Consider the following 26,387-nt stretch of genomic DNA (forward strand, 5'->3'; position numbering starts at 1 on the left):
AAACCTGTCTAAATCAATTCCCTATCTCAAACTTAATATGACTTTTAAAAATGCATAAATAAATCCGCGGATGCGGCTTCGTTTAGTATCCATTTGATTGGGACCTGTTCTGCGGGATGGATGAAATCGAATTGATCGTTTACATCCAGATCTACGACATAAAGCTGTGCTCCCATTTCTACGGCGATTCCAAGAAGATCATGGACGGAAGATACTCCAAAGTCGTTCAATGCATTTGATAGGTACTCCAGGTCCTCAGACGGAACGGATACATATCGCTTATCCAGAATATTGACTCCCCTGCGGGAAAACGCCAGGATGACATCTGCCCCAGATGACGCAGCCCCCACGGCCACATTCAAAGGCGGGTACGCAGATTCCAGTTGATCATGAAGTGCCATAACCACTACTTTTTTCCTTTCCATAAGCTCTTCCCCTCCATTAGTAGGTTAGTACTGCATCAGCCTGGTAAGCGGTCTCTAAAAAGGTTGCAACTCCTGATAACTCTGCTCCTTCAACAAGCTCCAGTCCATCGGCGATCAATACATTCATCTGGCAGCCGAAAAATTTTATGCCTTTATCTAAAGCCTGCTGCATCATTTTTTGCAAATCAATATTGTGGGTTCTCTCCATAATCTTCAAATATCGTTTATCCAGTACGCGTGCTCCATCCAAATCAAAGAAAATCGATATCTCGTTCTCTTCCTCAGCGCTTTTTAGGGCTTTTTTCAAAACATAAGGGACGTTGGAGCTCAATGAAACGAAGTAAACAAATTTCTTCTTAGCCATGTGGCTTCCCTTCCTTCATTCCGTTTATCTTCTACAACTAATTATGTTGTCCAATTGATTGTCTACCATGAGTTTTACTTAATTATATAATATACCCTTATAGGTATAAAGAGAAACGAATTGACCTGAAAAACAGGCAGCAGTCTGGTTGTTTACCAAGCTGCTGCCTGTATTAATAACTTATTATTTTACCCACTTATGAAGAAGTGGACCTGTCTCTCCGTATACCGGATCTGTTTCCGGGATAGGAACATTCTTGATTTGTGAGTTATCATCAAAAACACCTTGGTAGACAATGACCGGCAGAGTCGGATTATTTGGCATATCACCTGTGTCGTTTGCGAAAAATGATCGTATTTGTGTTCCCATTGTGAATTGCTCCTATCTCATATTAGAATTCGTTACTCCTTTTGAAGAGCTAGACTCTATAAGTTGGCGCCATCCACAAATATTAACTTGATGGCACGGACCCTAAAAAGGTCTATGCTTATCTGTACCTAAAATTCTCTTGTGTTAAACGTATCGCCTTGCTCAAGATTCCCAGCTTTATAGCCTTTTTGGAACCAGCTTTTTCTTTGCTCTGAGGTACCGTGGGTGAAACTTTCCGGAACAATATAGCCTTGCGATCGCTTCTGGATGGTGTCGTCCCCGACCGCACTGGCCGCGTTCATTGCTTCCTCAAGGTCACCTTCTTCCACGACCCCCATTCCCTGGGCATGATGAGCCCATACGCCTGCCAAATAATCGGCTTGCAGTTCAAAACGAACTTGATACTTATTGAATTCTGTCTGGTCCAGACGACCGCGAAGAGAATTCAATTTATCTGTCGTTCCCAATAATGTCTGGACATGGTGCCCTACCTCATGGGCGACAACATAAGCCATCGCAAAATCACCTGGTGCCTGGAATTTTGTTTGAAGTTCATCATAGAAGCTAAGATCGATATAAAGCTTTTGGTCACCCGGACAATAAAACGGGCCTACCTGCGATCCCGCCATTCCACAGGCTGACTGTACGCTTCCTGAGTATAAAACAAGGGTGGGTTCTTGATATTCCATCCCTTCTTCCGCGAATACCTTGGACCACACTTCCTCCGTGTCAGCAAGGACTACCGAAACAAATTGGGCAAGCTCCTCTTCCTCAGCACTCTGCTGGTAAGGAGCGGGCGACTCGTTTCCGCCGTTTGTCATATTATTGACGACATCACCCATATCGCCTCCGCCAAGAAATGTCATGATCACTAATAGAATGATGCCGCCAAGGCCGCCTCCCATGAGCATGCCTCCACCGCCCATTCCTCTTCTATCTTCCACATTGCTGCTCGCTCTTCTGCCTTTCCACTGCATGATGTTGGCTCCTTCCTGCTATATACTAAACACTGATTAAACAATCTTATGGATGTCCTTAGTGTTATACCCGCATATAAGCGATATATTTGCCTTCCTGGGAATATTTTTTGATAAGTCACTTATCTGGTTTTACCTGGTGAGTGCGATCATCATCCGATTTCAATACACTTGCACATTTGGGATCAATCAAAAGTTTCCTTTACCTTTTTAATAGCCTTCGCTTCCATTTCGGACAATGCAGAGCCGTTCCTTTTACCCTATTCACACTTTCCAACTCGTTTCGGGAAATGCAGAACTGCTCTTTTTACCCTTTTCATACTTTCCAGCTCATATCGGGCAATGCAGAGCCTGATTACAGTCCTCCAACACACAAAAAGCAAGCAGGATGCCTTCTATTCAAAGGTTTCCTGCTTGCTTTTTTCATTGCCTAGGAAATATTATCGCTGATGGCTCCTGAGACATCGTACTGCTCGAGGTCTAGTTCGACGTCTTCGCCTGCTGCCAGTTTGGCGAGCTGGGTTCCAAGGTATGGCCCGACTGTAAGACCCGAAGCGCCCAGCCCATTTGCCATGAACAGATTATCAAATCCTGGAACTGTACCAATAATCGGAAGAAAATTTGGTGCAACCGGGCGGAACCCCACTTTTGTTTCGAGATAGGTTGCATCAGCCAGACCCGGAGCGACCGTTAATCCTTTATCGATGATTTCATGCATGCCCCCAAGAGTCGGGCGGGAGTCAAATCCCTTCTCATCTTCATGTGTTGCCCCGATAACCACCCTTCCTCCACCGAATGCAAGAATGTACTGGTTGTTAGGCGGCATGACTACAGGCCAGTTGCCGGTCTCTGTATCCTCAAGCTCCAGATGGATGATCTGCGCTTTTTGAGGAGAGATGCTGAGGTGCATTCCCAGCGGTTTCAGCAACTCAGGTGCCCAAGCCCCTGCTGTTATGATGATGCTGTCAGCTTCATATCTTGTATCTCCTACTTTAACTCCTGTCACTCTCCCGATAGACCACTCTAATTGGGCATCTCCCTTTACCATGGAAGCTCCATGTTTTTGCGATGCATTCAGAAGAGCATCTCGCAGTAACCGTCCATTTACCCGCGCCCCGCCGCTTACATGCACAGAAGAATACGCTTTTGATAATGGCGGAAAAAGTTCACTTGTTTCGCGGTAATCCAGCTGCCGAATCTCCCCGACTTCCGGAGCTTCTTCACGCCTCACAGTCGCTCTTGCTTCCATTTTTATAAGTATTTCCCGGTCATGATGGATGCTAATCGCTCCTACACGCTGATAGCCTGTCTCCATCTCGCCGTCCTCTTCAAGTTGTTTGATCAGTAATGGGTAAAAGGCCGCCCCATTCTTCGCGAGGAAATACCAGGCTTATTCCGTCGCTGGGTTAGCCACGGGCAAATGATTCCCGCAGCAGCATCCGTCGCTTGCCCAGGTTCTTCACGGTCAATGATTATTACACTCTTTCCTTCCTTCGCTAAGTGATAAGCGGTGGAAGTTCCTAATATTCCTGCACCGATGACTACATATTTTTTCATCATTACACCTTTTCATAAAAGAATTCATTGTCATCATTCTACAGAAATTCGTCGATAGACTCAAAGTACGCTATGCTCCTTTACATTTTCACTGCTAATTCATTTATATATAAATATACAATCTACTCTTACAAGGAGGAATTTTATTTAATTACAATTCCATTAGTGCTGAATCAAGAGAGTAATAAATAATCTTCCTGCAATACTAATACTGTTAAAATAAATCAAAAAGGCCAACTAACCCACCAAATAGTTAGCACACCCTAGTAAAATAAGTTTCCACTCTCGAAAAGTTATTTTCGCTATACCTTAGGGGTTTCTGATATAATTTTTATTATTGTGTACATACAGCAATGATACTGTTGAAATAATGGAGTGAATATAAAGATGGATACTAAAAGGGCTTTGCCTATTTTATTTTTAGTTATGTTTCTCGTGATGGTCGGCTTTGGAATCATCATTCCGGTCATCCCTTTTTACGCAGAAGAAATCGGAGCAACGCCTACTCAATTAGGTTTATTGATGGCGGTCTATTCCTTGATGCAGTTCATATTCGCGCCAATGTGGGGCCGCATTTCCGACAGGATTGGCAGGAAGCCTGTCATCATGATCGGTATACTGGGACTGTCCCTTTCCTTCTTCTTAATGGCACTTTCCACAGAGCTTTGGATGCTGTTTGCGGCCAGAATCATCGGAGGATTCCTGTCATCAGCTAATATGCCAACTGTCATGGCCTATGTCGCGGATATCACATCCGAGGAAGATCGCGGAAAGGGCATGGGGATCATCGGTGCTTCAGTTGGACTTGGATTCATTTTCGGTCCGGCAATCGGCGGTGTTTTCTCTCAATCAAGCCTGAGTACACCTTTTTACCTTGCAGGGGCAACCTCATTGGTAACGTTCCTATTCGTTACTTTTGTCTTGAAAGAGTCTCTTTCAGCTGAACAGCGCAGCAGTCAGGAAAAGGAGAAAACTTCATTACTGAAAGCTTTAAATGGGCCGCTTTCCATGCTGTTCATGCTTCAGCTGTTCGTTTCACTTTCTTTGGCAGGACTGGAGGCAACATTTGCTTATTTTGCTGCTGAAAAAGCTGGCCTGGGCTCCGTGGAGTTAGGATATATTTTCATGATCATGGGACTTGCAGGAGCCATTGTACAAGGTGGATTAGTCGGCAGAATGACTAAAAAGTTTGGCGAGGGTACGGTCATCCAACTGGGTATTGTCATATCTGCTGTAGGCTTTGGATTAATCCTCCTAACTGAAGGATTCGGCACTGCAGCATTATTCCTCACCATTTTTGGAATAGGCAATGGATTGATTCGCCCAAGTGTATCTTCATTACTGACAAAGAAATCGACAACAGGGCATGGCGGGACAACTGGATTGCTTTCATCCTTTGATTCACTCGGCAGGATCATCGGACCCCCATTAGGCGGATGGCTGTTCTCTATCGCCATTGGAATGCCTTATATATCCGGGATTGTTTTATCAATGGTTGCCCTGGCTTTATTCCAATTCTATCAAGCACGAACAAAAACTTCCCATTCGTTAGATCAATAAAAACAACAAGGAGGATGGCTTATTTCGCCATCCTCCTTTTATTTACCGTTACTCTACCTTCTTAATTCGCTAAGGGGAGTTTTACTTCAACTAAGGTCCCATTGTCTAACTTACTATGATAGGAAATCGTCCCATTGTGCTGCTTAATGATTTTATGGCAAATCATCAACCCGAGCCCCGTCCCTTTCTCTTTCAATGTGTAAAATGGCTCTCCTAATCGCGGAAGCAACTCTTCTGGAATTCCGCATCCCTCATCTTGGACCGAGATAATACATTCACCATCCATCCCTTTTTGTAGTTTTATATCTATATTTCCACCCTTAGGCATGGCCTCCATGGCATTTTTAAAAATATTCAGGAACACTTGCTTAATCTGGTTTTTCTCACATGTTATGAAGAAATCTGTACCCAGATAACTTCGGCTGAATTGCATATTTTTCATATTCGCTTGCGGGGACAAGAATTCGACTGTATGATCGATTAAATCACACAAGTTGGCCCGGTTAAGCTGGATAGCCTGAGGTTTTCCCAACGAAAGCATTTCACTTGTTATTGTTTCGATTCTTTCTAGTTCGCTTAGAAGCAAGTTGTTAATTTCACTCGACTTATCTTCTTTTCCATAAAGTTGGACAAAGCCCTTTATTGTCGTAAGAGGATTCCGTATTTCATGGGCTACCCCTGCTGCCAGTTCCCCCACAATTGATAGCTTTTCGGATTGCAAAAGAATTTCTTCCGATTTTTTTCGCTCAGAAATATCCCTGCTTATTATAACGATGTACTCAATTGATTGGGCATCATTCATAACAGGCATGCAGCGGGACTCAAAATCCATCCATTCACCATTTATATGCTGGAAGCGGAACTCCACTGGCATTGATTCTTTATTTTTCATGATCTTTGTAATTGTATCCCGGAAAATAACAACGTCATCAGGATGAATTAACATCCAAATTTCTATTTTTTCAAGCTCCTGAACCTTGTAGCCCAACAACACTTCATGAGAGGGGGAAAAATAACTTATGGTATGCTCTTTATCCATTACCATTATAAGGTCTGATGTATTCTCAGCAATGAGGCGGTATTTGGATTCACTTTCCTCCAGTGTCTGCTCCATCCTCTTTCTTTCTTTAATAATTCTGTATAGCTTTTCGTATGACTCGATCAATAACCCTCCAATAAGCACTCCTATCGCAACAAACAATAAGTATTGAAGGTGAAACATCGGATTGTCTCTAATTACGTTAAAAACAATCGGTACAGTAATAATATATGTGACTATGTAAGAACCCAGTAAGATCATATACTTCTTAACTGGTTGAAAATGTACAGTGAATTTATGAATAACGACCAATACGGTCATGACCACTAACCAGCCAACTATTGCCGGAAACCAGTTATCACTTACCATCAGCCTTGATGCCAGTGAAATACTGCCAGTAATAATACCTGAACCTGGCCCGAGATAAGCAAAGACCAAAATGATAACTGAGTAACGGATATCATATGAATATCCTTGATCCTGGAAAGATAAGCCAACGAGCACCGCGGAAACAATTCCCGCATATAACCCTGCCCCAAGCCGCAGCTGTTTGAGTGGATTTAGATTCAGATAAGATCGAATTACTAAAGGAGTACTAACCATTAAAGATAGCATTGAAAGATTAATTATGTAATCTATTAAAATCAACTGGCTCCCACCTATGTTAAATCCGAATTTACTAATAATCATAAACCAGAAATTTCACCTTTTCCATAATATTTATAGAAGATACCACTTAATATTTTTAAAATTCTTAATATAATTTAACTTTAACTTAAATCATTTCGACTTTCGTAGTAATATGAACTTATAGAAGGAGGAGATACACTTGAATAAGACGATTGAAAAACGATTGAACCGTTATGAGGTACCTGCGGACTTAACCTGGAACCTGGATGATTTATTCCTATCTGACCAGGAATGGGAGGCGGCATTGAATGAGATTGAAGGTGATGTCAAAAAATTCGGCAGCTTTAAAGGCAGCCTACATACCTCACCTAAGGCATTGCTGGAATGCCTTACTGCTCAGGAAGAATTAACGAAAAAGTTGGTCAAAGTCCGAACATATGCAAGCTTGAAGCAGTCAGCGGATGGCACAGACCCTGTCAATCAGGCTAATTCAGCAAAGGTAGCCGCCATTGGCACACAAGCTATGTCTGCTCTATCATTTATTTCATCCGAAATACAGGATTTTGAGGATGGTAAGATTGAGAAATTCCTTCAGGAAGAGCCTGGCCTTGAGCCCTTCAAAAAGAGCCTAACAGAGCTTTTGGAAACGAAGAAGCATAAGTTATCGCCTGAAACTGAAGAAGTACTAGCTGCGCTTGGCGAAGTCCATTCTGCTCCTTACAATGTTTATGGAATGGCTAAACTTGCCGACATGCAGTTCTCTTCGATCCAGGATGAAGAGGGAAATGAACTGTCAGTCTCTTTCGCATTATTTGAGAGCCGCTATGAGTTTTCACCAGACACATATGTCCGCAGAAAAGCCTATGATTCCTTTGTATCGACACTAAAACAATATCAAAATACAATCGCAGCAACCTATGCAACTGAAGTTAAAAAACAGGTTACACTTGCAAAGCTGCGAAATTATGAATCAGTTACACATATGCTTCTTGAGCCGCAGCAGGTAACACCGGAGATGTACAATAATCAAATCGATATCATCTATAAAGAACTGGCACCGCATATGCGACGTTTTGCTGAATTGAAGAAGAAGGTGTTAGGCCTGGACAAAATAATGTTCTGTGACTTGAAGGCTCCTTTCGATCCTGAATTTGATCCAGCAATCACTTATGAAGAAGCACGCAAACTGATCACTGAGTCCTTAAAAATAATGGGCCCTGATTATACCGCCATGATTGAAAAAGGTTTTGAAGAGAGATGGGTGGACCTTGCAGATAATGTCGGCAAATCAACAGGAGCATTCTGCTCAAGTCCATATGGTTCACACCCATATATCCTGATTACATGGGCAGACAATATGCGCGGCTGCTTTACGCTGGCTCACGAGTTTGGCCATGCGGGTCATTTTTACCTGGCGAACCAGAATCAGCGTATCATGAATGTCCGTCCTTCCATGTATTTCATCGAGGCTCCATCTACGATGAATGAAATGCTTCTCGCACAGTATCTTTTTGATAAAAATAAAGATGATGCGCAAATGAGCCGCTGGGTCATTCTGCAGCTTCTGGGAACGTACTATCATAACTTTGTCACCCATCTGCTTGAGGCAGAGTATCAGCGCCTTGTGTACGCTCATGCTGAAGCGGGCAAAGCACTTACAGCAAAAACACTTACTGAAATCAAAACAGATGTCCTTAAGGGCTTTTGGGGCGATACAGTTGAAATCGATGAAGGAGCCGGCCTGACCTGGATGCGACAGCCTCACTACTATATGGGCTTGTATCCATACACCTACTCTGCAGGTTTGACCGCATCGACTGCCGTATCACAGTTGATCCAGGAAGAAGGCCAGCCTGCTGTAGACCGCTGGCTTGAGGTGCTCCGCGCGGGCGGCACTATGAAACCTCTTGAGTTACTGAAGCATGCTGGATTAGATATGTCGACACCGGAACCAGTACGGAAAGCAGTTGCTTATGTTGGATCATTGATTGACGAACTGGAGCAATCCTATCAATAATATGAAAAGAACCCTTGGGCAGCTTCGCACCCATGGGTTCTTTTTGGTTATTTATTCATTTTAGCTAGGAAATCTCCAAGAAGATCGTCCAAATCCTCTTCCTTCTCTTCGATTTCCTCTTCTGGTTTACCGGCTTGCTCAATTGACTCCCAGACAAATGAATCAAGGTCATCATCTATTGAATCGTTTTCAAACGTTGAAGCAGTTTCTTCTATTACCGGTGAATCCTCTGCTGCAATCACCGGTGGAAGATCAATCTCTTCTTCTTGAAGGTACAGGGCTTCATCTATTTCTGTTGACTTACTGTTCAATGATGCTAGCAGTGCCGCTGCCCGTATTGGGTCTGTCAGCAGGTGATAAACGATATTGCCCAGCAAAGCCTCTGAATGCTCATGCTTGATCCAATCCCGTTGCGATTTGCTGAGATGGCGCGGGAGAGGGATGGTGATCGTTTCGCGTTCCCTGGAATATGAATTCCCCACACCCTGCAAGACAAAATCAGCAATCTTGCTAGAGAAATTTCTTCTCTCAGTTTCTTTTAATTTTTGAAGATGCCTTAAGATATGGTCTGGTGTATCAGATGGGATCCGGAACGATAGTGCCTGTCCTCTCTTAATCTCATTTGGGTTGGTTTTTTTCATAAAATCACCTTATTTTAGCTTTTAACAGGTTCAGATGCGGCCTTGCTGCTCTTTTCTGATTTTTTAAAATAATCCATGATGAGCTTATAGTAAGCATTGGCCATCATCCAGATGCTTTCTTTTTCATCCTCGAAGAATTCGATGTTATAGCCATCAAGATTATTGTTTAATGTCTTGATATATTCTTTTAAAACTGTTGCCCCGCCGCCGACAAAATAGCAGATTTCAGTCTGTGAGTTCTTTGCCCAGACATTGCGAAGCAGGCGGTATTGCTTTTTAGCCAGTTCAAGAAGGATGCGGTCAGTGATATCATGGACGCTTGTCCGGCTTCCCTTAACCATGATGTGGTTGCGGTCATTCTTGCGCGTGATGATTTCTACAACATCTGTTCTGCTGTCCAACTCCACGCCATGCTTGCTGCGGATTTCTTCCCTGATTTGCTCCAGTGCCTCAGAAACACCAAGGTTGAAGCCCTGTGCCTTATCATCATCGACATTGCGGTTCTTTATGACAGCGATATCTGTTGATAAGCCGCCGATATCCTGGATAAGGATTCTTCTATCAATAAGGTCTTTGTTGATGATTTTCAGGCTATTGTCCATTACTAGATTGATATAAGCCGCGAAGCCCTCAGGGTAAACCTTCACTTCATCAAATTTAATATTAACTTTCAGACCCTGGTATTTAGGCGTTACGAGGAATTCTACCTGGTGAACGGATCCAACTAACTTAGAACGATAGCCAGCATCCTTTCCTTCCTTGACTTCACGAAGCGGCAGTCCTGTTCCCAGTGTATAGTTCGCATCGATGACATTCTTGCTTTTCGGGAACAGCTTAGAATTTTCTTCACTGACTGCATCTAATGCAAGAGTAGCGAACAACATGATCAAAGTCTGATCTTCCTCGGACTTGCTGCTTCCAGGATCAAGTTCTGTCGCATTATCACTTTTAGTCGCCAGATTGCCGACACGATAAATAGCATTATTATCCTTCAGGGCAGGGGAGTGGACACGTATATGAATTCCTTCAAGAGGATCCTTCGTATCAAGCTCCTCAATACCGATGACAGGACGGTCTTCTGTATCCCTTGCTATGATATTAGGGATGTTCAACTCATTATCAAATTCTCCAAAAATAGCTTTAATAGAATCGTTACCAACATCAACAGCTGCAATTCTAGATTTCGTCATTCCTATCATTCCTTTTCAATAATCTAAGTTTATGTATACTCTCTTACTATTTTAAAGGTAAAGGTAAATAATAGATACTGCAAGACAATCGAGGAAAAAGAAATATAAATGTAAACATGTAAACAGGCTGTTAACCTCATGCAGATTGTATACATAATTGTATGTAACGAATACAAAGCTGTATACATGTTGATTTAACAGCAAGTATACAACTTTGTAAACTTGTAAACATAATTGTACACGTATTGTTTACAAACTGTATACAAGTTTACGTTTATGTATACATACGTTTAATGTTGTTTTATTTTTTTGATAATTTCCATATTATACCTTCTAATTCCCCTACCCTCACTTTTTATAAGTAATTTTCAAGCTATAGAACTGGAACTATATAGGTACTCATTAAAATTCTAAGGTTATATGTATTAAATTTAATGTTACTTACCGGAGGGGAATTCATAATTATTGTAAGTGAAATTTTTTAAAAAAGAATAAGAGTGAGTTGCGATTGAAGTAATGGTGAACAAGTACAAGCAAGAGCCGCTAAAATAACCCAGAAAAGTCCAAGGGTGAGTTGAACACCAACAGGCTGACTCCCCTCCCCTCTTGGTAAAGGTTAGGAAAATCAGTGTTAGATATAGTCGAAGGATGACGACAGAGGAAGAAGATTACGAAATAAAATAATTAAGCCAGGTTACTGCCTGGATAAAAGATGACATGTTTCTTGTAGAACACGCCTTTTTATACGGCTTTATTAATAATAAAGCTACTTAGTGGAATAGTCTTCTGAAAGGAGAAAAAGCCCTGATGGACCACCGGTCGTCCATCAGGGCTTTTTCATTAGTTTTCTACAATGTCTTTACGGTTTTTCTTGAACATTTTAGAGAGAACTTCATAAACAATCGGGATCGATACATCCTCCATAACTTTTTCAGGAGTCGCCCCAGGATACACATCCATAACCATTAGGTATGGGATTGAAATATTCGGGATGGTCTCCATGTTCATCCGTGTACCAGAATAAATACCGGATACCGTGATGATAATCGTAAGCAGCCATACGGCCAGTTTATTTCCAAGTATAAAATTGACTAAATCCTTCACTACTGCACCTGCCTCAAAATGACTTTATTAACCATAATATCATTGGTGACTGACCGGTCATTTGTTAATCTCGGATGTACAGTAGTGATATTAAATTGCATGGAAAAAACCGCTTCATAAAGGAGCGGATTTTGTATTTTTACAATATAAGAATGTACAAACTTCACTACGCTAATTGTCTAGCTCCAGCGCCTAACCCCTCGAGTCGCTTCCGCTTTTCTTATTCATCGTCTATTTCGCCATCACCAATTTCATCTTCTTCCTCTACATCCTCCAGTTGTTCCCCCTCCTCAGGCGGTGCATCATTGCCGCAGCCCGTCACGGTGAACATGGAAATGGCCAATAAAAACATGAACAATAGCTTTTTCATTTATCATTCCTCCTTTTATTGAAGTTTTTCCTAGGCTTTCTTTTTCTATGTAGGGAATTTTGTAAAATTAGAGCACATTCTTGCAAAATCCTGAAGGGCCTAGAAGCCTGGCAGAATTCGTTTATACGGTTAAAATCAAAGCGAACAATATGTAAAACCTTGATAAAAAATTCATTTTTTGTAATAAAACCAAGCAAAAGACACACACTAAATAGCAAAGGAGTGACTCGCCGAATGAGTGGAACAAATGTAGACCTTACCTCAACAGAAGTATCAAATATATGGTCTTCCTACTTGAAAAGCAGCATGGAGTTGAGGTTTTTTCAATATTTCTATGCAACCACAGAAGATTCAGACGTTAAAAATATAGTGGAAAAACTGATGGGATTTTCTCAGCAAAGTCTAGAAGATTTAAAGAGGATTTTCACAAAAGAGAATATGACCTTCCCTCTAGGTTTTACGGAAAAGGATGTAAGGCTTGACGCTGATAAAGTTTTTTCCGACATCTTTACCCTATACATTTGCCATGATATAACGATGCTTTCATTAAGCACATACCCAAGCGCTTTGCCCGATTGCCCCAGGAAGGATGTCAGGAATTATTTCCAGAATGCAATAGAATTTACGCTGCAAATTCAAAACGAAATTATTGATTTAATGCTGTCAAAAGGGGTCTTTTTGAAGTCACCTCAGGTAGCAATGGACCATACAGTCGATTTGGTTGATGAAATGAAATATCTCAATGGCCTATTCGGTGGCTCGAGACCTGTGAATGCAGCAGAAATCGCAAACCTCTCAAGAGTCATCCATCGCGCTCGTTTTTCAAAAATGGTCCTTGTCACTTTCAGTAAACTCTCCTCTCACAAAGATGTTAAACAGCATTTCAGCAAAGGAAGAGATGCACTAGAAAAAGTCCTGGATTCTCTTGAAGAGGTTTTTGAGAAAGAAAATATTCCTTATTCAGCTTCTGGTGACTTCAATATATTTGATGCAAGACATTCGCCTTTTTCCGATAAATTGATGTTATTTTTCGTCAACACCTGCATTGGCATGTTCTGCTTCACCATGATCAACCAAGCCCTGACCTCCAGTTTGAGGACTGATATCGTCACCAAATTCACGATGATTTCCACGCAAATGAAGAAATATTACGGAAAAGGCTTGCTGTTGACCATCACCGAAAAATGGCTCGAACAGCCGCCTCAGGCTTTTGATCGGAAGGTATAAAAAAAGGATTCCAGCTGGAGTAATCCAGAGGAATCCTTTTTTAAAATTATTCTTTTGTTACCAGGTAGGCTTTGTATTCTGCCTTCCCTGCTTGTTCCACATAAACTGCTAGTACCCAATCTCCGTTAGGAAGTTCAATACCATTCTGTACTGTTCCATCCCATAGGAATTCATGGTATGGAACAGGAGCATTTGTGAATGAACCGAGTGTATCAACAAAGCCTCCAATTGTTCCATTAGCATTAAATACATATAAATCGTATTCTAATACCTCAGCACCTCCAGGCAGATACGCACCAACATAGTATCCATCCTCACCTGCGTTTTCCATAAACGCTCCTGTTACACGAGGATAATCCGGCTCACCGACGAACAGGATGGTCGGAACATCAATCTCCTGTGTGCCGTCGCTAATTATGATTGTACCTTCATAATAGCCTGGTTCCAGTTTGGAAGTATCAACCTGGACATTGAAGTTCACTTGCTGGGACTTGCCTGCGTTAACTTTTAAGTTCTTGCTTGTCATAACTTTGATGCCATCAGAATTTCTAGCAAATTCCACATCAAAGCTATATGTCTTGCTTTTTTCTGAAAGATTCTTGATTTCAAAGCTGTTCTTTTCTACCTGCTTGCCGCTATCCTTCACAAACTTGCCGAATGAGTGACTGCCAGGAGCGACAAGAGTTTTTGTATTCAAAGCATCAACAATACGGATGCTTCCTGCACCCTGAGAGTTATGAGCGTATACTTCACCTGTAGCTGGGTCAATCACATCTACTGCAGTGTTCATCAATGCAGCCTTAACATCTTCAGTACTCCAATGAGGGTGTTTCTGTAAAAGTAATGCAGCCGCACCAGCAACGTGTGGTGAAGACATACTTGTACCTTGCAATGCCGCATATCCTTCGCCAGGGAAAGTACTTACGATATTAACACCAGGAGCTGACACATCCGGCTTGATCATCCAAGTATGTGTAACTGGACCGCGGGAAGAGAAGCCCGCCATACTTTCGCCGACTGCCTTGTCAAACGCAATATTGAATGATACTTTGTTATTGCCTGCTGCTAACTCCGCGAGCAATTTCTCGCCATCTGCCAATGTTGTCTTAATAGTTGGGACTGCCAAACCAGGAACATCTGCATGTTCTCCAGCAATATTGTTGAAGATAATTGCGCCGACAGCACCAGCATTTTTCGCATTTTTCGCTTTGTCAACAAATGGATAATCCCCACGAATGATTAAAGCGATTTTTCCTTCTAGATCTTTACCTTCGAAATCACTTGCTGCACCTTTACCAACGTATACAAACTCAAACTCTTTGTCATTTAGAGCAAGTAATTCTTCATCACTTGGAAAACCTTGAACTTTTGCTGAAGGATATTCCACTCCTTCAGATGTAAAAACCTCGGATGTGTACATATTATAAGGCAACTGTGTTGCCCCTACAGAAATCGCATCACGGGAAGTACCAGGAGATCCAACTGTCCAGTTATTCGGCCCAGCATTTCCGTTGGAAGTAACAGCTACTACGCCTTCAGCCATTGCCCAATCCAGCGCAATGGAAGTAGCCCAGTCAGGGTTATTCAATGAGTTACCTAGAGACAGGTTCATGACATCTGCGCCATCTTGAACAGCTAGTTCGATACCAGCTACAACATCTTCTGTCGTACCGCCATTAGGACCAAGGACACGGTATCCTAGCAATTTAGCATCTGGAGCGACCCCATTAATTGCTCCATTGGCAGCTACTGTTCCTGATACGTGCGTACCGTGGTATTGTCCTGGACCTTCCTGTGGGTCCTCATCATCATTTACAAAGTCATACCCTTTGTAATCTCCAAAAGCGTGAACAAGATCAGGGTGAGTGTAATCAACTCCAGTATCGATTACGGCTACAGTAACTCCCTCTCCAGTAAAACCTGCGTCCCACGCTTCATTAGAACCGATAAATGGAGCACTGTTCATCATATTCGGGCTAAACTCTTCTGCAGAAATTTCTTCAGCAGAAATGACATCAGCTGTGTAATGAACATTCGGATAAACAGCCTTTACGCCTGGCAGCGCCATTAGTTTAATAATTTCATTTGCTGGCAGTTTTGCAGAGAAACCAGAGAATACATAGTCATACTCTCTTTTTACCTCTGCACTTTTCACGGAGTTCTTTAATGCACCAATTACTTTTCCTCGTTCAGACTTCAAGCTGGCCTTTGTCTGCTTCTTTCCTTTATGCTTTGCTTCCACAATTGATTCTGCTTCCAGTTCGACAATGACCGAAGTCGGCCTGCTTGAAGAAAGTTCAATATCCCCGAAAATCTCTGCCAAAGGCAATTCAGTCAATTTAATTTGTGAGGTTGTCCCTCCATTTGCTGCTGCCCCAAAGCCAAATGTAGAAAAAATCATTACAAATGCAACTAATGTCAGTAATCCTCTTGGAAAATACCTCTTCATTCCTTCGCCTCATCCTCTCTAGTAAAATTCTCTAAAACCCTCCCTCTTCTATACTGAAAAAGCACCTCCTTAGGAAAAAAGAGCGAGTATGTATCTAAAAAATCTCTTACCTATTACTAATTAACTAATCTTTCATAATAACCTTCATTTAATTATCCAAAAATACTGACTATATTCACCAAAAAAATAACACGTAACCCTAATAAAACCTATACACTAACAATTTTTGATAAGGTTCATATTAATTCTTCAAAATCTGAACTTACAAGCATATAGAGCTATCTTCACCACCCACTTAGTCACCTTTACCAATTCCGCTATTGTCTGTTTCGGTCAACAAGTGTAATTTATTATTAAGCGCAGTTTTTTGAACATAGTCATCAGCACTAAGTTAAAAAACAATTTTATGAAAATGAGGGGAAACTAGAAATTGAACATTTGGCATTCATACAAAAATTCATCTTTTATTTTAAAAATGACAGTCGGCTTTGTACTTGGTATATTAGCTGGTGTTTTATTAGGCGCGGAGGCCGAGATTTTCAGGCCATTTGGAACACTGTTAATAAAATTGCTTAATCTTATCGCTACTCCCGTTGTGTTCCTGACGGTTGTGCTGGCAGTCAATCAAATGAATCCTGCGCAATTAGGCAGGACAGGCGGTAAGCTGGTGCTTTATTATGGAGCGACAACAGCTGCTGCCGTCTTGATTGGCCTCGGTCTTGCATTGTGGATCAATCCAGGGAAATCTCTTACCCTTTCTAATGCCGAGGTTGAGAAGCCTGCAACACCTTCCATCTCAGACGTGATCTTTAATATTGTCCCGGATAATTTCTTCTCAGCTTTTACATCAGGAAACTTAATGGCCATCCTGTTCCTGGCAATTATTATTGGCTTTACGATTTCAGGAATGAGATTTGCTAATGAGGAAAAAATCCAAAACTATGGAGCCCAGCTGCAAACATTTTTTGAAGCTGCGAATGAGTTGTTTTTCAGGATTCTAAAGGGCATCCTCCTATACGCTCCAATCGGTATTTTTGCGATAAGTGCTTCCACTTTTAGCACACAAGGTTGGGATACATTAACTTCCCTGTTGGAATTTACAGCAGTATTTTATATCGGGGTCATTATTCTATGGATCTTTGTTTATGGCGGGACATTGAAACTATTCAAGATTCCGGTCAAAAGCTTCTTTGCTAATACAAAAGATGCCTACACGACGGCGTTTTTCACTTCCAGCAGCATTGCCTCTTTGCCAGTGGCGATTGAAAGTGCGAAGAAGGCTGGCATCAGCGAGAAAATGGTGAATTTCAGTTTACCTCTGGGGGCTGTGTTCAATTCTGATGGCGGAGCGCTCCGGATGGGCGCCTCGATTGTCTTTGCTGCCAATGTAACAGGTATCAGCTTCTCGCTGACTGATTTCATTACCATCGTCCTTATTGGCACACTCCTTTCCATTGGTACAGCTGGCATCCCTGCCGCAGGTCTGGTGACCCTGTCAGTCGTGCTGACGATGTTTGACCTGCCGCTAGAAGTCGTTGCACTGATCGCCGGCGTCGATGCCATCATCGGAATGGCAGGAACAGCATCGAATGTAGTCGGAGACGTCGTTGGTGCTGCAGTAGTTGATCAATCTGAGAAGAAAGCCGAAATGGCTGGTTAATAAAGACAAAGAGACCGCATCTGCTCGTAGATGCGGTCTTTTATATTCAATTATAAATCAAGCACCACATTCCCCTTCCCGCGTGAAACACAGCTTAACATCGTTCGATTGGAATCCCGCTGTTCATCTGTCAGGAAGGAGTCGTAATGGTCAATTTCTCCTTCAGCTACCTTCACCTCACATGTACCGCAACCGCCAACTCTGCAGGAATACGGGATATCAATTCCATTTTGGCGAAGGACATCCAGCAGTGAACTTTCTTCAGGCACTTCAAGTTGTTTCCCACTCTGTTTCAGAGTAATCCCAAACAGGACTGCATCCTTTTTCTCAGGAGGTGCGAACCTTTCATAATGGACATTAAACTCAGGATAGCCATAGCTTTTGGCTGCACTCGTGAATTCCTGGATCATTTTTTCTGGACCACAATAATAAACATGTGTGCCAATTCGATGATCCTTAAGATTATTGGCTGTTAATCGTTCAGGCATCTCTCCTTGGGAAAAATAAAAGTGGCAACGCCCACGGTATGTCTGGTTCAAGTAATCATAAAACGCGCATTGCTCTTTTGACTTTGCTGCATAATGAAGCTCGAAGGATTGGTTTTTCTCGCTAAGCTCAGCCATCATTGATAAAAATGGAGTAATTCCAATACCAGCAGCATAAAAAACATGATGCTTAGCCTGAAAACTCAAAGGAAAATGGTTTTTGGGGTAGCTGATTTTTAAAGCATCCCCTTCTGAGACATGGTGATGCCAGTACTCAGAACCGCCAGTTGAAGGCTCTGCCAGTCGGACTGCTATTTCAATGGAATCTGGTTCTGATAGATTAAAGACTGAATAGGATCTCTCCAATGTCTCTGAAGACTTTGGTAAATAAGTGGTGATATGGGAACCCCCACTGAATGGCGGCAGCTCCGTTCGATTCACCGCCTGCAGGGTAAATCTCTTAATCGTCTCTGTTTCTTTTATTATTGATTTTATGCGAACGTCAATGGTAGCATTCCGCTGCAATTCAAACCTCCTCCAGTTCTATTTGATCGTTACATAGCCTAAATAGGCATCCAAACGGCGTAAATAATGGTCTGACACTTTCAGTTCCTGGCCGCAGTGAACACAAACGACATGTGTCTGATCCGACACCTCTTTCACCCCGTGGCATGTGCAGCAAATCAGTTTCTTCTTAACAGGTCCGTTAATAAGTAATTGCATGTCATGTTCAGTAAATCCAGCCATTATTGCTACGTCTTTTATCCTTTTAACAAAATCATCTTTACCGGAAATGTATAAGTAAGCCCCCATTTTCTGTTTGCTGAACCAATCGCTCAAAAAACTTTCTTCTTTTTCTTCTTGGAAAATATGAAAATCAAATGGCACATTCTCATTCAATGCCCGGCAAACGAGAAAATGGAGATTTCTAACCCCTTCGGAATCCGTACAAAATAAAAACTTCCTCTTACCCTCCATATAGGAAAACATATCTTGAATCACCTTTTCCCCAATTCCTTTTCCAGATATTCCAGGACAAGTTCACGGTATAGAGAAATTCCTTTATAGTCAGCAATGAATTCCGGAAGCTCTTGGAGGATTGCCGAAAGTTGCTCCAGCCACAGTGTGTGTTGAATGAATTTTTTAAGCGGAAGCATATGGGAGTGGATCGTAAATAAGATCCCGTAGCTTTTTGGAAGGCGGAATAATCTTTGGACCTCCACCCGTAGATGCACAAACTGACCAACATTATCTTTCGTCACTTTTTTACGAGCCTGGCCCCATTCCGCAAATATTTCAAGCGATGTATCCAGCCGGTTTCCTGCCATCAGTGACCAGTTTTTCCTCCACCATGGGATTCCTGCCTCGATTCTCATCAAGAACTGAAGGATGCGTTCATCAAGAGAGTCTGATTGGAATCCTGGAATCTGCTTATGTATTTCTTTAAATGACATCCCCGCATCAAAAAATAACGACCAGTTTGCAGGAAAACAGAGCTGTCCCGCATCTAAATAAAGATCACCATCCCGCTGCATCATCAAAATAAGGTCTTCCTGGACATGCCGACCGACAAAATCGAGCGGCTCCAGGTCAAGTGTTCCATGATCCCCAAATGTGAATGATTGTTTTTCACCAGTTTGCAGGTTAGTAAATATCCAATGGTCATCATTCGTAATAAGTTTAAATTTCTCAGGATAATATTCGGACAATTGATTCAGAATCAAGTCTAATGCTTCCCACTTGGCATCCATTGTATGGGACTCTGAATGATAACAGCGTTCGTGATGCTTTTTCAGCAGCTCTCTTTTCAAATTCAATTCTTCTATATAAGATTCCGTCACTTCGATTGCAATTGGTGGATTTAATGGAATTGCATTGTTAGAATATCTATATATATTATTTTCACCAAATGGATATGGAAATGAGCGTATATTCTCAACAGGAACCATTCAATTTCTCCTTTTCTGAATTTTTCATCTACTTAATACTATACATAAGTTTGCTGATGAATTCATTACAAGGAGCAAAGTTGGACAAGCTTATACAGGCAAGTTATAAACTGCGGTATAAATGTGTCTTTTTTCTGAAATAATGATGAAGTATTAAAAGCCGGGAATTTATCACTTGACACTTAATTAGTTTTATATAATAATCATTACTGTATTAGAATTATTCTAGTTTACCGAATAGTTAACTGAACTCTATCAGTGAAACTATTTCTTCAAAAAATAATTCAACCATTCAAGGAGGAAATTAATCATGGCATTAATCGGTACTCAAGTTTTACCATTCACAGCAAACGCATTCCACAAGGGGGAATTCATCACTGTTACTGAAGAAAACCTTAAAGGCAAGTGGAGCGTAGTTATTTTCTATCCAGCTGACTTCACATTCGTTTGCCCTACTGAGCTTGAAGACATGCAAAACGAATATGCTACATTGAAGGAAATGGGAGCAGAAGTTTACTCTGTTTCTACTGATACTCACTTCACTCACAAAGCATGGCATGATCACTCAGAAGCAATCGGCAAAATCGAGTACATCATGATTGGCGACCCTTCTCAGAAGATTTCTCGCAACTTCGATGTATTGAACGAAGAAGATGGCCTTGCAGAGCGCGGAACTTTCATCATCGATCCAGACGGCGTTATCCAAACTGTTGAAATCAACGCAGGCGGAATTGGCCGTGACGCTAGCCAGGTAGTAAGCAAGCTCAAAGCAGCACAATATGTACGCAACAACCCAGGCGAAGTTTGCCCTGCTAAATGGAAAGAAGGCGAAGCAACACTTAAGCCAAGCCTTGATCTTGTAGGAAAGATTTAAGGAGGTACACTCCCATGTTATTAGATGCAGATATAAAAGCACAATTAGCCCAATATCTTCAAATGATGGAGGGCGATGTGCTGCTTAAAGTTAGCGCAGGATCGGATGATGTATCACGAGACATGCTGGCTTTAGTCGATGAATTGGCAACAATGTCATCCCGTATTAAAGTGGAGCATGCCGAGTTAGATAGAACACCTAGCTTCAGTGTCAACCGTATTGGCGAAGACACTGGAGTGACTTTCGCAGGTATTCCTTTAGGACATGAATTCACTTCATTAGTTCTTGCCTTGCTGCAGGTTAGCGGCAGAGCTCCTAAGGTTGACCAGAGAGTCATTGATCAGGTTAAGGCAATTAAAGGTGAGTATAGTTTTGAAACTTATGTCAGCCTGAGCTGCCATAACTGTCCTGATGTTGTACAAGCCCTGAATTTGATGAGCATTCAAAATCAGGGCATTTCACATACCATGATTGACGGTGCAGCATTCAAAGATGAAGTGGAAAGCAAGCAAATCATGGCTGTGCCAACGGTTCTCTTGAATGGTGAGCCATTCGGAAGCGGCCGTATGTCACTGGAAGAAATTCTTGCTAAAATGGGCTCTGGCCCTGAGGCTTCCGAGCTGACGGACAAAGAGCCATATGATGTTCTTGTTATTGGCGGCGGCCCTGCAGGTTCAAGTGCAGCCATCTATGCAGCTCGTAAAGGCATCCGTACAGGTATCGTTGCTGAACGCTTCGGCGGACAGGTAATGGATACTTTGGGCATCGAGAACTTCATCAGCGTGAAGCACACAGAAGGTCCGAAGCTTGTTGCAAGCCTTGAAGAGCATGTTAAAGAGTATGGCGTGGATATCATGAACCTTCAGCGTGCAAAGCGTTTGGAAAAGAAAGACATGATTGAGCTTGAATTGGAAAATGGTGCAATTCTTAAAAGTAAGACTGTCATCATCTCAACTGGTGCACGCTGGCGCAATATCAACGTACCAGGAGAAGCTGAATTCAAGAACAAAGGTGTTGCCTACTGCCCTCACTGTGACGGCCCATTGTTCGAAGGAAAAGATGTTGCTGTTATCGGTGGAGGAAACTCTGGTGTTGAAGCAGCAATCGACCTTGCAGGGATCGTAAAGCATGTAACAGTGATTGAGTTCAACCCAGAACTTAAAGCTGACCAGGTTTTACAAGACCGTCTGTACAGCCTTCCGAACGTCACAGTCGTGACTAACGCACAAACAAGTGAAATTACGGGAACTGACAAAGTGAACGGAATTACTTATATTGACCGTGCATCAGGAGAAGAACACCATGTTGAATTACAAGGTGTATTCGTCCAGATCGGCCTTGTACCGAACACAGAATGGCTTGGCGACACGATTGAACGCACTCGCTTCGGTGAAATCGTCGTAGACAAGCTCGGCGCTACAGACCTTCCTGGCGTCTTCGCTGCAGGCGACTGCACGGACAGTGCATACAAACAAATCATCATTTCAATGGGATCAGGAGCAACCGCAGCATTAGGTGCGTTTGATTACTTGATTCGCAACTAAGAACAAAAAGCGCAAGCGCCTTGTTCAGCCCCGACAAGCGCTGGAGGGCCGACCAGTGAAGTTGTTTTTTGACTTCATTAGGCGGACCGAAGCGACTCGAGGGGCTAGGCGCTGGAGCTAGATTAAGAATACTACATGTAGTTATCCACAACTAAATAAATTTTATAGTTTCCTAACCAATGATAAAGCCGCTATGCTGCTGAATGCAGCATAGTGGTTTTTTTGTGGATGAGCCTTGAGATTTCCCAGGCTGTACTATACAGCTTTGGGCTCTTCCACCTGAAACCTGTCACAATTACGGTCTTTTCTTGACAGCTTTGGGCTCTATCACTTGAAAGCTGTCACAATAACGGCCTTTTCTTGACAGCTTTGGGCTCTTCCACCTGAAACCTGTCACAATTACGGCTTTTTCTTGACAGCTTTGGGCTCTTCCACCTGAAACCTGTCAAAATAATACGCTTGGTCTTAAAACGGACCGCCCCAATTATTGCCCCACAACAATAAAACCTTCAATCCTCAACCGGGATCAAAGGTTTTTCTCCATCACATATGCAAATCAGCTATAAACTCTCTCTTTATCGCTCAATCCCAGCACCTGGCAGTTGATTCATGGATTTCATGGAACAGCCCTGGGTTGTTCACTAATGAGACGCCATAGGTAGGAACTATTTCCTTGATTTTATCTTTCCATTCAAACATTTGCTCTGGGAAGCATTTTTCCAGCACTTCCAGCATGACGGTTACGGCAGTGGATGCACCAGGTGATGCACCTAGCAATGCGGCTACCGAGCCATCAGAGGAGCTTACAACCTCTGTACCGAACTGTAGTGTCCCTTTGCCAGTGTCGGTGTCCTTGATGACCTGTACACGCTGTCCTGCGACTACGATACTCCAATCCTCGCTTTTCGCATTCGGAATGAATTCACGGAGTTCCTCCATCCGTTTTTCATGCGATAGCATAACCTGCTCGATCAGGTACTTAGTCAATGCCATTTCTTTCATGCCTGCTGCCAACATAGTAATCACATTATTCGGTTTCACTGACCCAATCAAATCCATATTCGATCCTGTTTTCAGGAACTTTGGTGAGAAACCGGCAAACGGCCCAAACAGTAGGCTTTTCTTATTATCGATAAATCTTGTATCGAGATGAGGGACTGACATCGGAGGAGCGCCTACCTTGGCTTTTCCATACACCTTTGCATGGTGCTGTTCTACTACTTCTGGATTGTTGCAAACCATGAACAGTCCACTAACAGGGAATCCGCCAATACGTTTGGATTCAGGAATACCTGTCTTTTGCAGTAATGGCAGACTTCCGCCACCGCCGCCGATAAAAATGAATTTTGCAGTATGATATTCAGTTTTATCGCTTTCAAGGTTATGCACCTTCAGCTCCCATAATCCATCACTTGTACGATTTATATCTTTAACACTATGGTTATAATTGATCTCGACATTTTTTTCTCTCAAGATGATCAAACAACATACGAGTTAACGCACCAAAGTTAACATCTGTTCCTGAATCAATTTTTGTTGCTGCTATCGGATCATTAGAGGTACGGCCTTCCATGACTAATGGGATCCATTCCTTCAGTTTTTCAGGGTCTTCGGAGTATTCCATTCCCTGAAACATAGGAATATCCGAAAGCGCTTTAAACCGTTTTTTCAAAAACTCCACATTTTTTTCGCCTTCTACTAAACTCATATGAGGCAGCGCCCTGATAAAGTCCTGAGGATTACGAATCAAATTGCTTTTTACAAGATAAGACCAAAATTGTCTTGAAATTTGAACTGCTCATTTACGTTAATTGCTTTACTAATATCTATCGATCCGTCGGGTTTTTCAGGTGTATAATTCAACTCACACAGAGCAGCGTGCCCAGTACCCGCATTATTCCACTCATTGGAGCTCTCTTCACCTGCAGATGCTAGTTTTTCAAACACTTTAATGTTCCATTCTGGTGCTAACTCTTTCAGTAAGGATCCCAACGTCGCACTCATGACTCCGGCACCAATTAAGATAACGTCTGTTGCTTTCTGTACGTTGCTCATTATACCCTTCCTTATCCCTAATATTTGAGTAGGTGCGCCTGCTTCAGTTCCACCCAGGACCACACCTTTTCCGTCCATGTTCAAACCATAACATAATCTATTATAAAGACTTACATTAAAATATCTACCATATACTGATTATTATAAACTACTTTTCCATAGTAAAAAAGTGAGAAGTCTCTCCATATGGTTTAGGAACAAACAAAAGTAAAATAAAAATCTTAACTAATTTACAAAGACTTTGGTCTTAAAAGCAGCCCTGAAAAGTCGATAAACTCAATGAAAACAAAGCTTGTCGACAGTGTTGATTACTGCTGTTACCAGCTACTTTACTCTCCTAGCTGCTTGCTGAATAGGATCCCATACACCATTATACGGGGGAGCATAAGCCAGATCTAAATCAAGCAGCTCGTCGATCGTCATCGAATGAAATATTGCCGTCGCTAATACATCGATCCGTTTGTCCACACCATTTTCCCCAATTATTTGCCCGCCAAGAATCTTATGTGTCGCCTTATGATAGACAAGTTTCAATTTCATTTTTTTATCATCAGGATAATAACCAGCGATATCAGCTGCTGTAATGGTTACAGAACCATAGGGGATGTTCAGCAAGTTGGCCTCTTTTTCTGATAGGCCTGTTCTTCCCAGGGTTAAATCGAAGAACTTAATAATTGAAGTGCCTACAATTCCTTTAAACGTTTTATGTACATCAACCATGTTCAATCCAGCGATTTGTCCCTGCTTATTGGCATGAGTCCCCAATGGGACATGATCATCCTTTTCTTTTACCCGGTGATATTGTGTGGCACAATCTCCTGCCGCATAGATATCTTTAATGCTGGTTTGCATATAGGCATTTACTTGAATCGCACCATTTACACTGATTTTGATTCCTGTTCCTTCTAAAAATAAAATATTGGGCTTCACTCCTACAGCGACTAGCACCAAATCTGTTTCATACTCCCCTTTATCGGTTTTCACAGATTCCACATGCTCACTTCCACCGAATGCTTCCACGGATTCACCCATTTTTAACACAATGTTTTGCTTTACTGCTTCTTCATGAATCAGTTCGGCCATGTCTGGATCAAATATTTTGGCTAATTGCTCATTTCTTTCAATGATGGTTATCTTCTTGCCGAGCTCCGCAAAACTTCGGCCATTTCAAGCCCAATATATCCGCCGCCAATCACCGTCACAGTAGTTATATCTTTTTTCAAATAATCCATGATTGCCTTTGCATCAGGGATGGTCTTTAATGAGAAAATACCTGGAAGTGTCACACCTTCCCACTCTGGAACGACCGAGCTTACACCAGTTGCAATCAGAAGGCGGTCATATGGCAGGCTAAACGTTTTACCATTACTATGGTTTATTCCACTTACCATTTTATTTTCTGAGTCTACCTTTTGGACTTCATGGAATACTCGTGCATCAATGCCATATTTCTCTTTAAAAGTAGACTGAGTGCGAGCGATTAACCGATCTGTGGACTCAATCTTCCCACTGATCACATAAGGCAGGCCACATTGTCCGTATGAATACACGCCTCCCTTTTCTAAAACAGTGATTTCATGTCCAGAGCTGTTTCTTACCATTTGCATCGCAGCACTCATGCCTGCTGCATCTCCACCAATAATAAGTATTTTCATCTTCATCCCTCCAATCTTTGTGTATCCATTTATTATTAAACTTTAAACATTGGGAATTAGATTTAGATATAGGTGACTTCAGAAAAATCTTTGCGAAAATCAAAGAACTACTCCGAAACTTTTTCTGCCATCACTTGTGATACGGTTCACCGTAGTTATTTAAGAGGCAAAAAGGAGCATTGAGAACTTTTTCCAATGCTCCTTTTAATTAGGACAGTAGTTGTCTCAGTAAATGAGAAGTAATGA

The 26,387-nt window shown here is 42.0% G+C and carries 18 protein-coding genes and 4 pseudogenes; 6 read left to right on the plus strand and 16 right to left on the minus strand.

Translation table 11 applies throughout. The features are described 5' to 3' along the window. Positions 1–44 precede the first annotated feature (44 nt). From JCM21738_RS10885 to JCM21738_RS10905, 5 genes and pseudogenes are all read right to left on the minus strand, one after another. The gene (locus JCM21738_RS10885) at positions 45–425 is read right to left on the minus strand and encodes a hypothetical protein (RefSeq protein WP_023613453.1); all 381 of its coding nucleotides are present in this window, start codon (positions 423–425) and stop codon (positions 45–47) included. Positions 426–441: 16 nt separating this feature from the next. Next, positions 442–789: a DsrE/DsrF/DrsH-like family protein gene (locus JCM21738_RS10890; RefSeq protein WP_023613452.1), complete on the minus strand. Its 348-nt coding sequence runs from the start codon at positions 787–789 to the stop codon at positions 442–444. Positions 790–972: 183 nt separating this feature from the next. Continuing rightward, complete coding sequence (locus JCM21738_RS10895) at positions 973–1,158, minus strand: hypothetical protein (RefSeq protein ID WP_023613451.1); 186 nt, start codon at positions 1,156–1,158, stop codon at positions 973–975. A 128-nt stretch (positions 1,159–1,286) separates the two neighbouring features. Then, a complete protein-coding gene (ypfJ, locus tag JCM21738_RS10900; protein WP_023613450.1) occupies positions 1,287–2,135 on the minus strand; it encodes a KPN_02809 family neutral zinc metallopeptidase in 849 nt (282 codons plus the stop codon). Positions 2,136–2,565: 430 nt separating this feature from the next. Next, positions 2,566–3,692, minus strand: a pseudogene (locus JCM21738_RS10905) (NAD(P)/FAD-dependent oxidoreductase). 387 nt (positions 3,693–4,079) lie between these two features. On the opposite strand from JCM21738_RS10905, the gene JCM21738_RS10910 reads away from it, so the two are divergent. Next, positions 4,080–5,252 carry a tetracycline resistance MFS efflux pump gene (locus tag JCM21738_RS10910; RefSeq protein WP_023613448.1) on the plus strand — a complete coding sequence of 391 codons (1,173 nt, stop codon included), beginning with the start codon at positions 4,080–4,082 and terminating at the stop codon, positions 5,250–5,252. A 61-nt stretch (positions 5,253–5,313) separates the two neighbouring features. On the opposite strand, the gene JCM21738_RS10915 is transcribed toward JCM21738_RS10910, so the two are convergent. Beyond that, positions 5,314–6,939, minus strand: a complete 1,626-nt coding sequence (locus JCM21738_RS10915; protein WP_023613447.1) for an ATP-binding protein — start codon at positions 6,937–6,939, stop codon at positions 5,314–5,316. A gap of 181 nt (positions 6,940–7,120) precedes the next feature. On the opposite strand from JCM21738_RS10915, the gene pepF reads away from it, so the two are divergent. Further along, complete coding sequence (gene pepF / locus JCM21738_RS10920; protein ID WP_023613446.1) at positions 7,121–8,938, plus strand: oligoendopeptidase F; 1,818 nt, start codon at positions 7,121–7,123, stop codon at positions 8,936–8,938. Positions 8,939–8,985: 47 nt separating this feature from the next. Here pepF and JCM21738_RS10925 read toward each other — a convergent pair whose 3' ends face one another. The 4 genes and pseudogenes from JCM21738_RS10925 to JCM21738_RS24760 all read right to left on the minus strand — a co-directional run bounded on the left by JCM21738_RS10925 (position 8,986) and on the right by JCM21738_RS24760 (position 12,243). Continuing rightward, the gene (locus JCM21738_RS10925) at positions 8,986–9,579 is read right to left on the minus strand and encodes a hypothetical protein (RefSeq protein ID WP_023613445.1); all 594 of its coding nucleotides are present in this window, start codon (positions 9,577–9,579) and stop codon (positions 8,986–8,988) included. A gap of 14 nt (positions 9,580–9,593) precedes the next feature. Then, entirely contained in the window at positions 9,594–10,769 is a 1,176-nt protein-coding gene (locus JCM21738_RS10930) for a ParM/StbA family protein (protein WP_023613444.1), read from the minus strand. A 900-nt stretch (positions 10,770–11,669) separates the two neighbouring features. Further along, positions 11,670–11,873: pseudogene (locus tag JCM21738_RS10935) on the minus strand (efflux RND transporter permease subunit); the annotation flags it as partial. A gap of 220 nt (positions 11,874–12,093) precedes the next feature. Further along, positions 12,094–12,243: a lipoprotein gene (locus JCM21738_RS24760; protein ID WP_023613442.1), complete on the minus strand. Its 150-nt coding sequence runs from the start codon at positions 12,241–12,243 to the stop codon at positions 12,094–12,096. Positions 12,244–12,477: 234 nt separating this feature from the next. On the opposite strand from JCM21738_RS24760, the gene JCM21738_RS10940 reads away from it, so the two are divergent. After that, positions 12,478–13,470 carry a DUF3231 family protein gene (locus JCM21738_RS10940; protein ID WP_023613441.1) on the plus strand — a complete coding sequence of 331 codons (993 nt, stop codon included), beginning with the start codon at positions 12,478–12,480 and terminating at the stop codon, positions 13,468–13,470. Between the two features lie 46 nt (positions 13,471–13,516). Here JCM21738_RS10940 and JCM21738_RS10945 read toward each other — a convergent pair whose 3' ends face one another. After that, entirely contained in the window at positions 13,517–15,919 is a 2,403-nt protein-coding gene (locus JCM21738_RS10945) for a S8 family serine peptidase (RefSeq protein WP_023613440.1), read from the minus strand. A gap of 430 nt (positions 15,920–16,349) precedes the next feature. Here JCM21738_RS10945 and JCM21738_RS10950 point away from each other — a divergent pair, with 430 nt between their 5' ends. Then, the gene (locus tag JCM21738_RS10950; RefSeq protein ID WP_023613439.1) at positions 16,350–17,579 is read left to right on the plus strand and encodes a dicarboxylate/amino acid:cation symporter; all 1,230 of its coding nucleotides are present in this window, start codon (positions 16,350–16,352) and stop codon (positions 17,577–17,579) included. A gap of 50 nt (positions 17,580–17,629) precedes the next feature. Here JCM21738_RS10950 and JCM21738_RS10955 read toward each other — a convergent pair whose 3' ends face one another. The 3 genes from JCM21738_RS10955 to JCM21738_RS10965 are packed head-to-tail and all read right to left on the minus strand — an operon-like array spanning position 17,630 to position 20,013. Then, entirely contained in the window at positions 17,630–18,589 is a 960-nt protein-coding gene (locus tag JCM21738_RS10955) for a PDR/VanB family oxidoreductase (RefSeq protein WP_023613438.1), read from the minus strand. An 18-nt stretch (positions 18,590–18,607) separates the two neighbouring features. Continuing rightward, positions 18,608–19,054, minus strand: a complete 447-nt coding sequence (locus JCM21738_RS10960; protein WP_023613437.1) for a dimethylamine monooxygenase subunit DmmA family protein — start codon at positions 19,052–19,054, stop codon at positions 18,608–18,610. 8 nt (positions 19,055–19,062) lie between these two features. Beyond that, a complete protein-coding gene (locus JCM21738_RS10965; RefSeq protein WP_023613436.1) occupies positions 19,063–20,013 on the minus strand; it encodes a heme-dependent oxidative N-demethylase family protein in 951 nt (316 codons plus the stop codon). Between the two features lie 310 nt (positions 20,014–20,323). Between JCM21738_RS10965 and ahpC the strand changes: the two genes are divergently transcribed. Next, positions 20,324–20,887: an alkyl hydroperoxide reductase subunit C gene (gene ahpC, locus JCM21738_RS10970; RefSeq protein WP_023613435.1), complete on the plus strand. Its 564-nt coding sequence runs from the start codon at positions 20,324–20,326 to the stop codon at positions 20,885–20,887. A 14-nt stretch (positions 20,888–20,901) separates the two neighbouring features. After that, positions 20,902–22,431: an alkyl hydroperoxide reductase subunit F gene (ahpF, locus tag JCM21738_RS10975; protein WP_023613434.1), complete on the plus strand. Its 1,530-nt coding sequence runs from the start codon at positions 20,902–20,904 to the stop codon at positions 22,429–22,431. Between the two features lie 582 nt (positions 22,432–23,013). Here ahpF and mqo read toward each other — a convergent pair. After that, positions 23,014–24,564 (minus strand): annotated as a pseudogene (gene mqo / locus JCM21738_RS10980) (malate dehydrogenase (quinone)). 246 nt (positions 24,565–24,810) lie between these two features. Further along, positions 24,811–26,141 (minus strand): annotated as a pseudogene (locus JCM21738_RS10985) (CoA-disulfide reductase). Positions 26,142–26,387 lie beyond the last annotated feature (246 nt).

Source organism: Mesobacillus boroniphilus JCM 21738, assembly GCF_000517385.1.
Lineage (GTDB): Bacteria > Bacillota > Bacilli > Bacillales > Cytobacillaceae > Mesobacillus > Mesobacillus boroniphilus.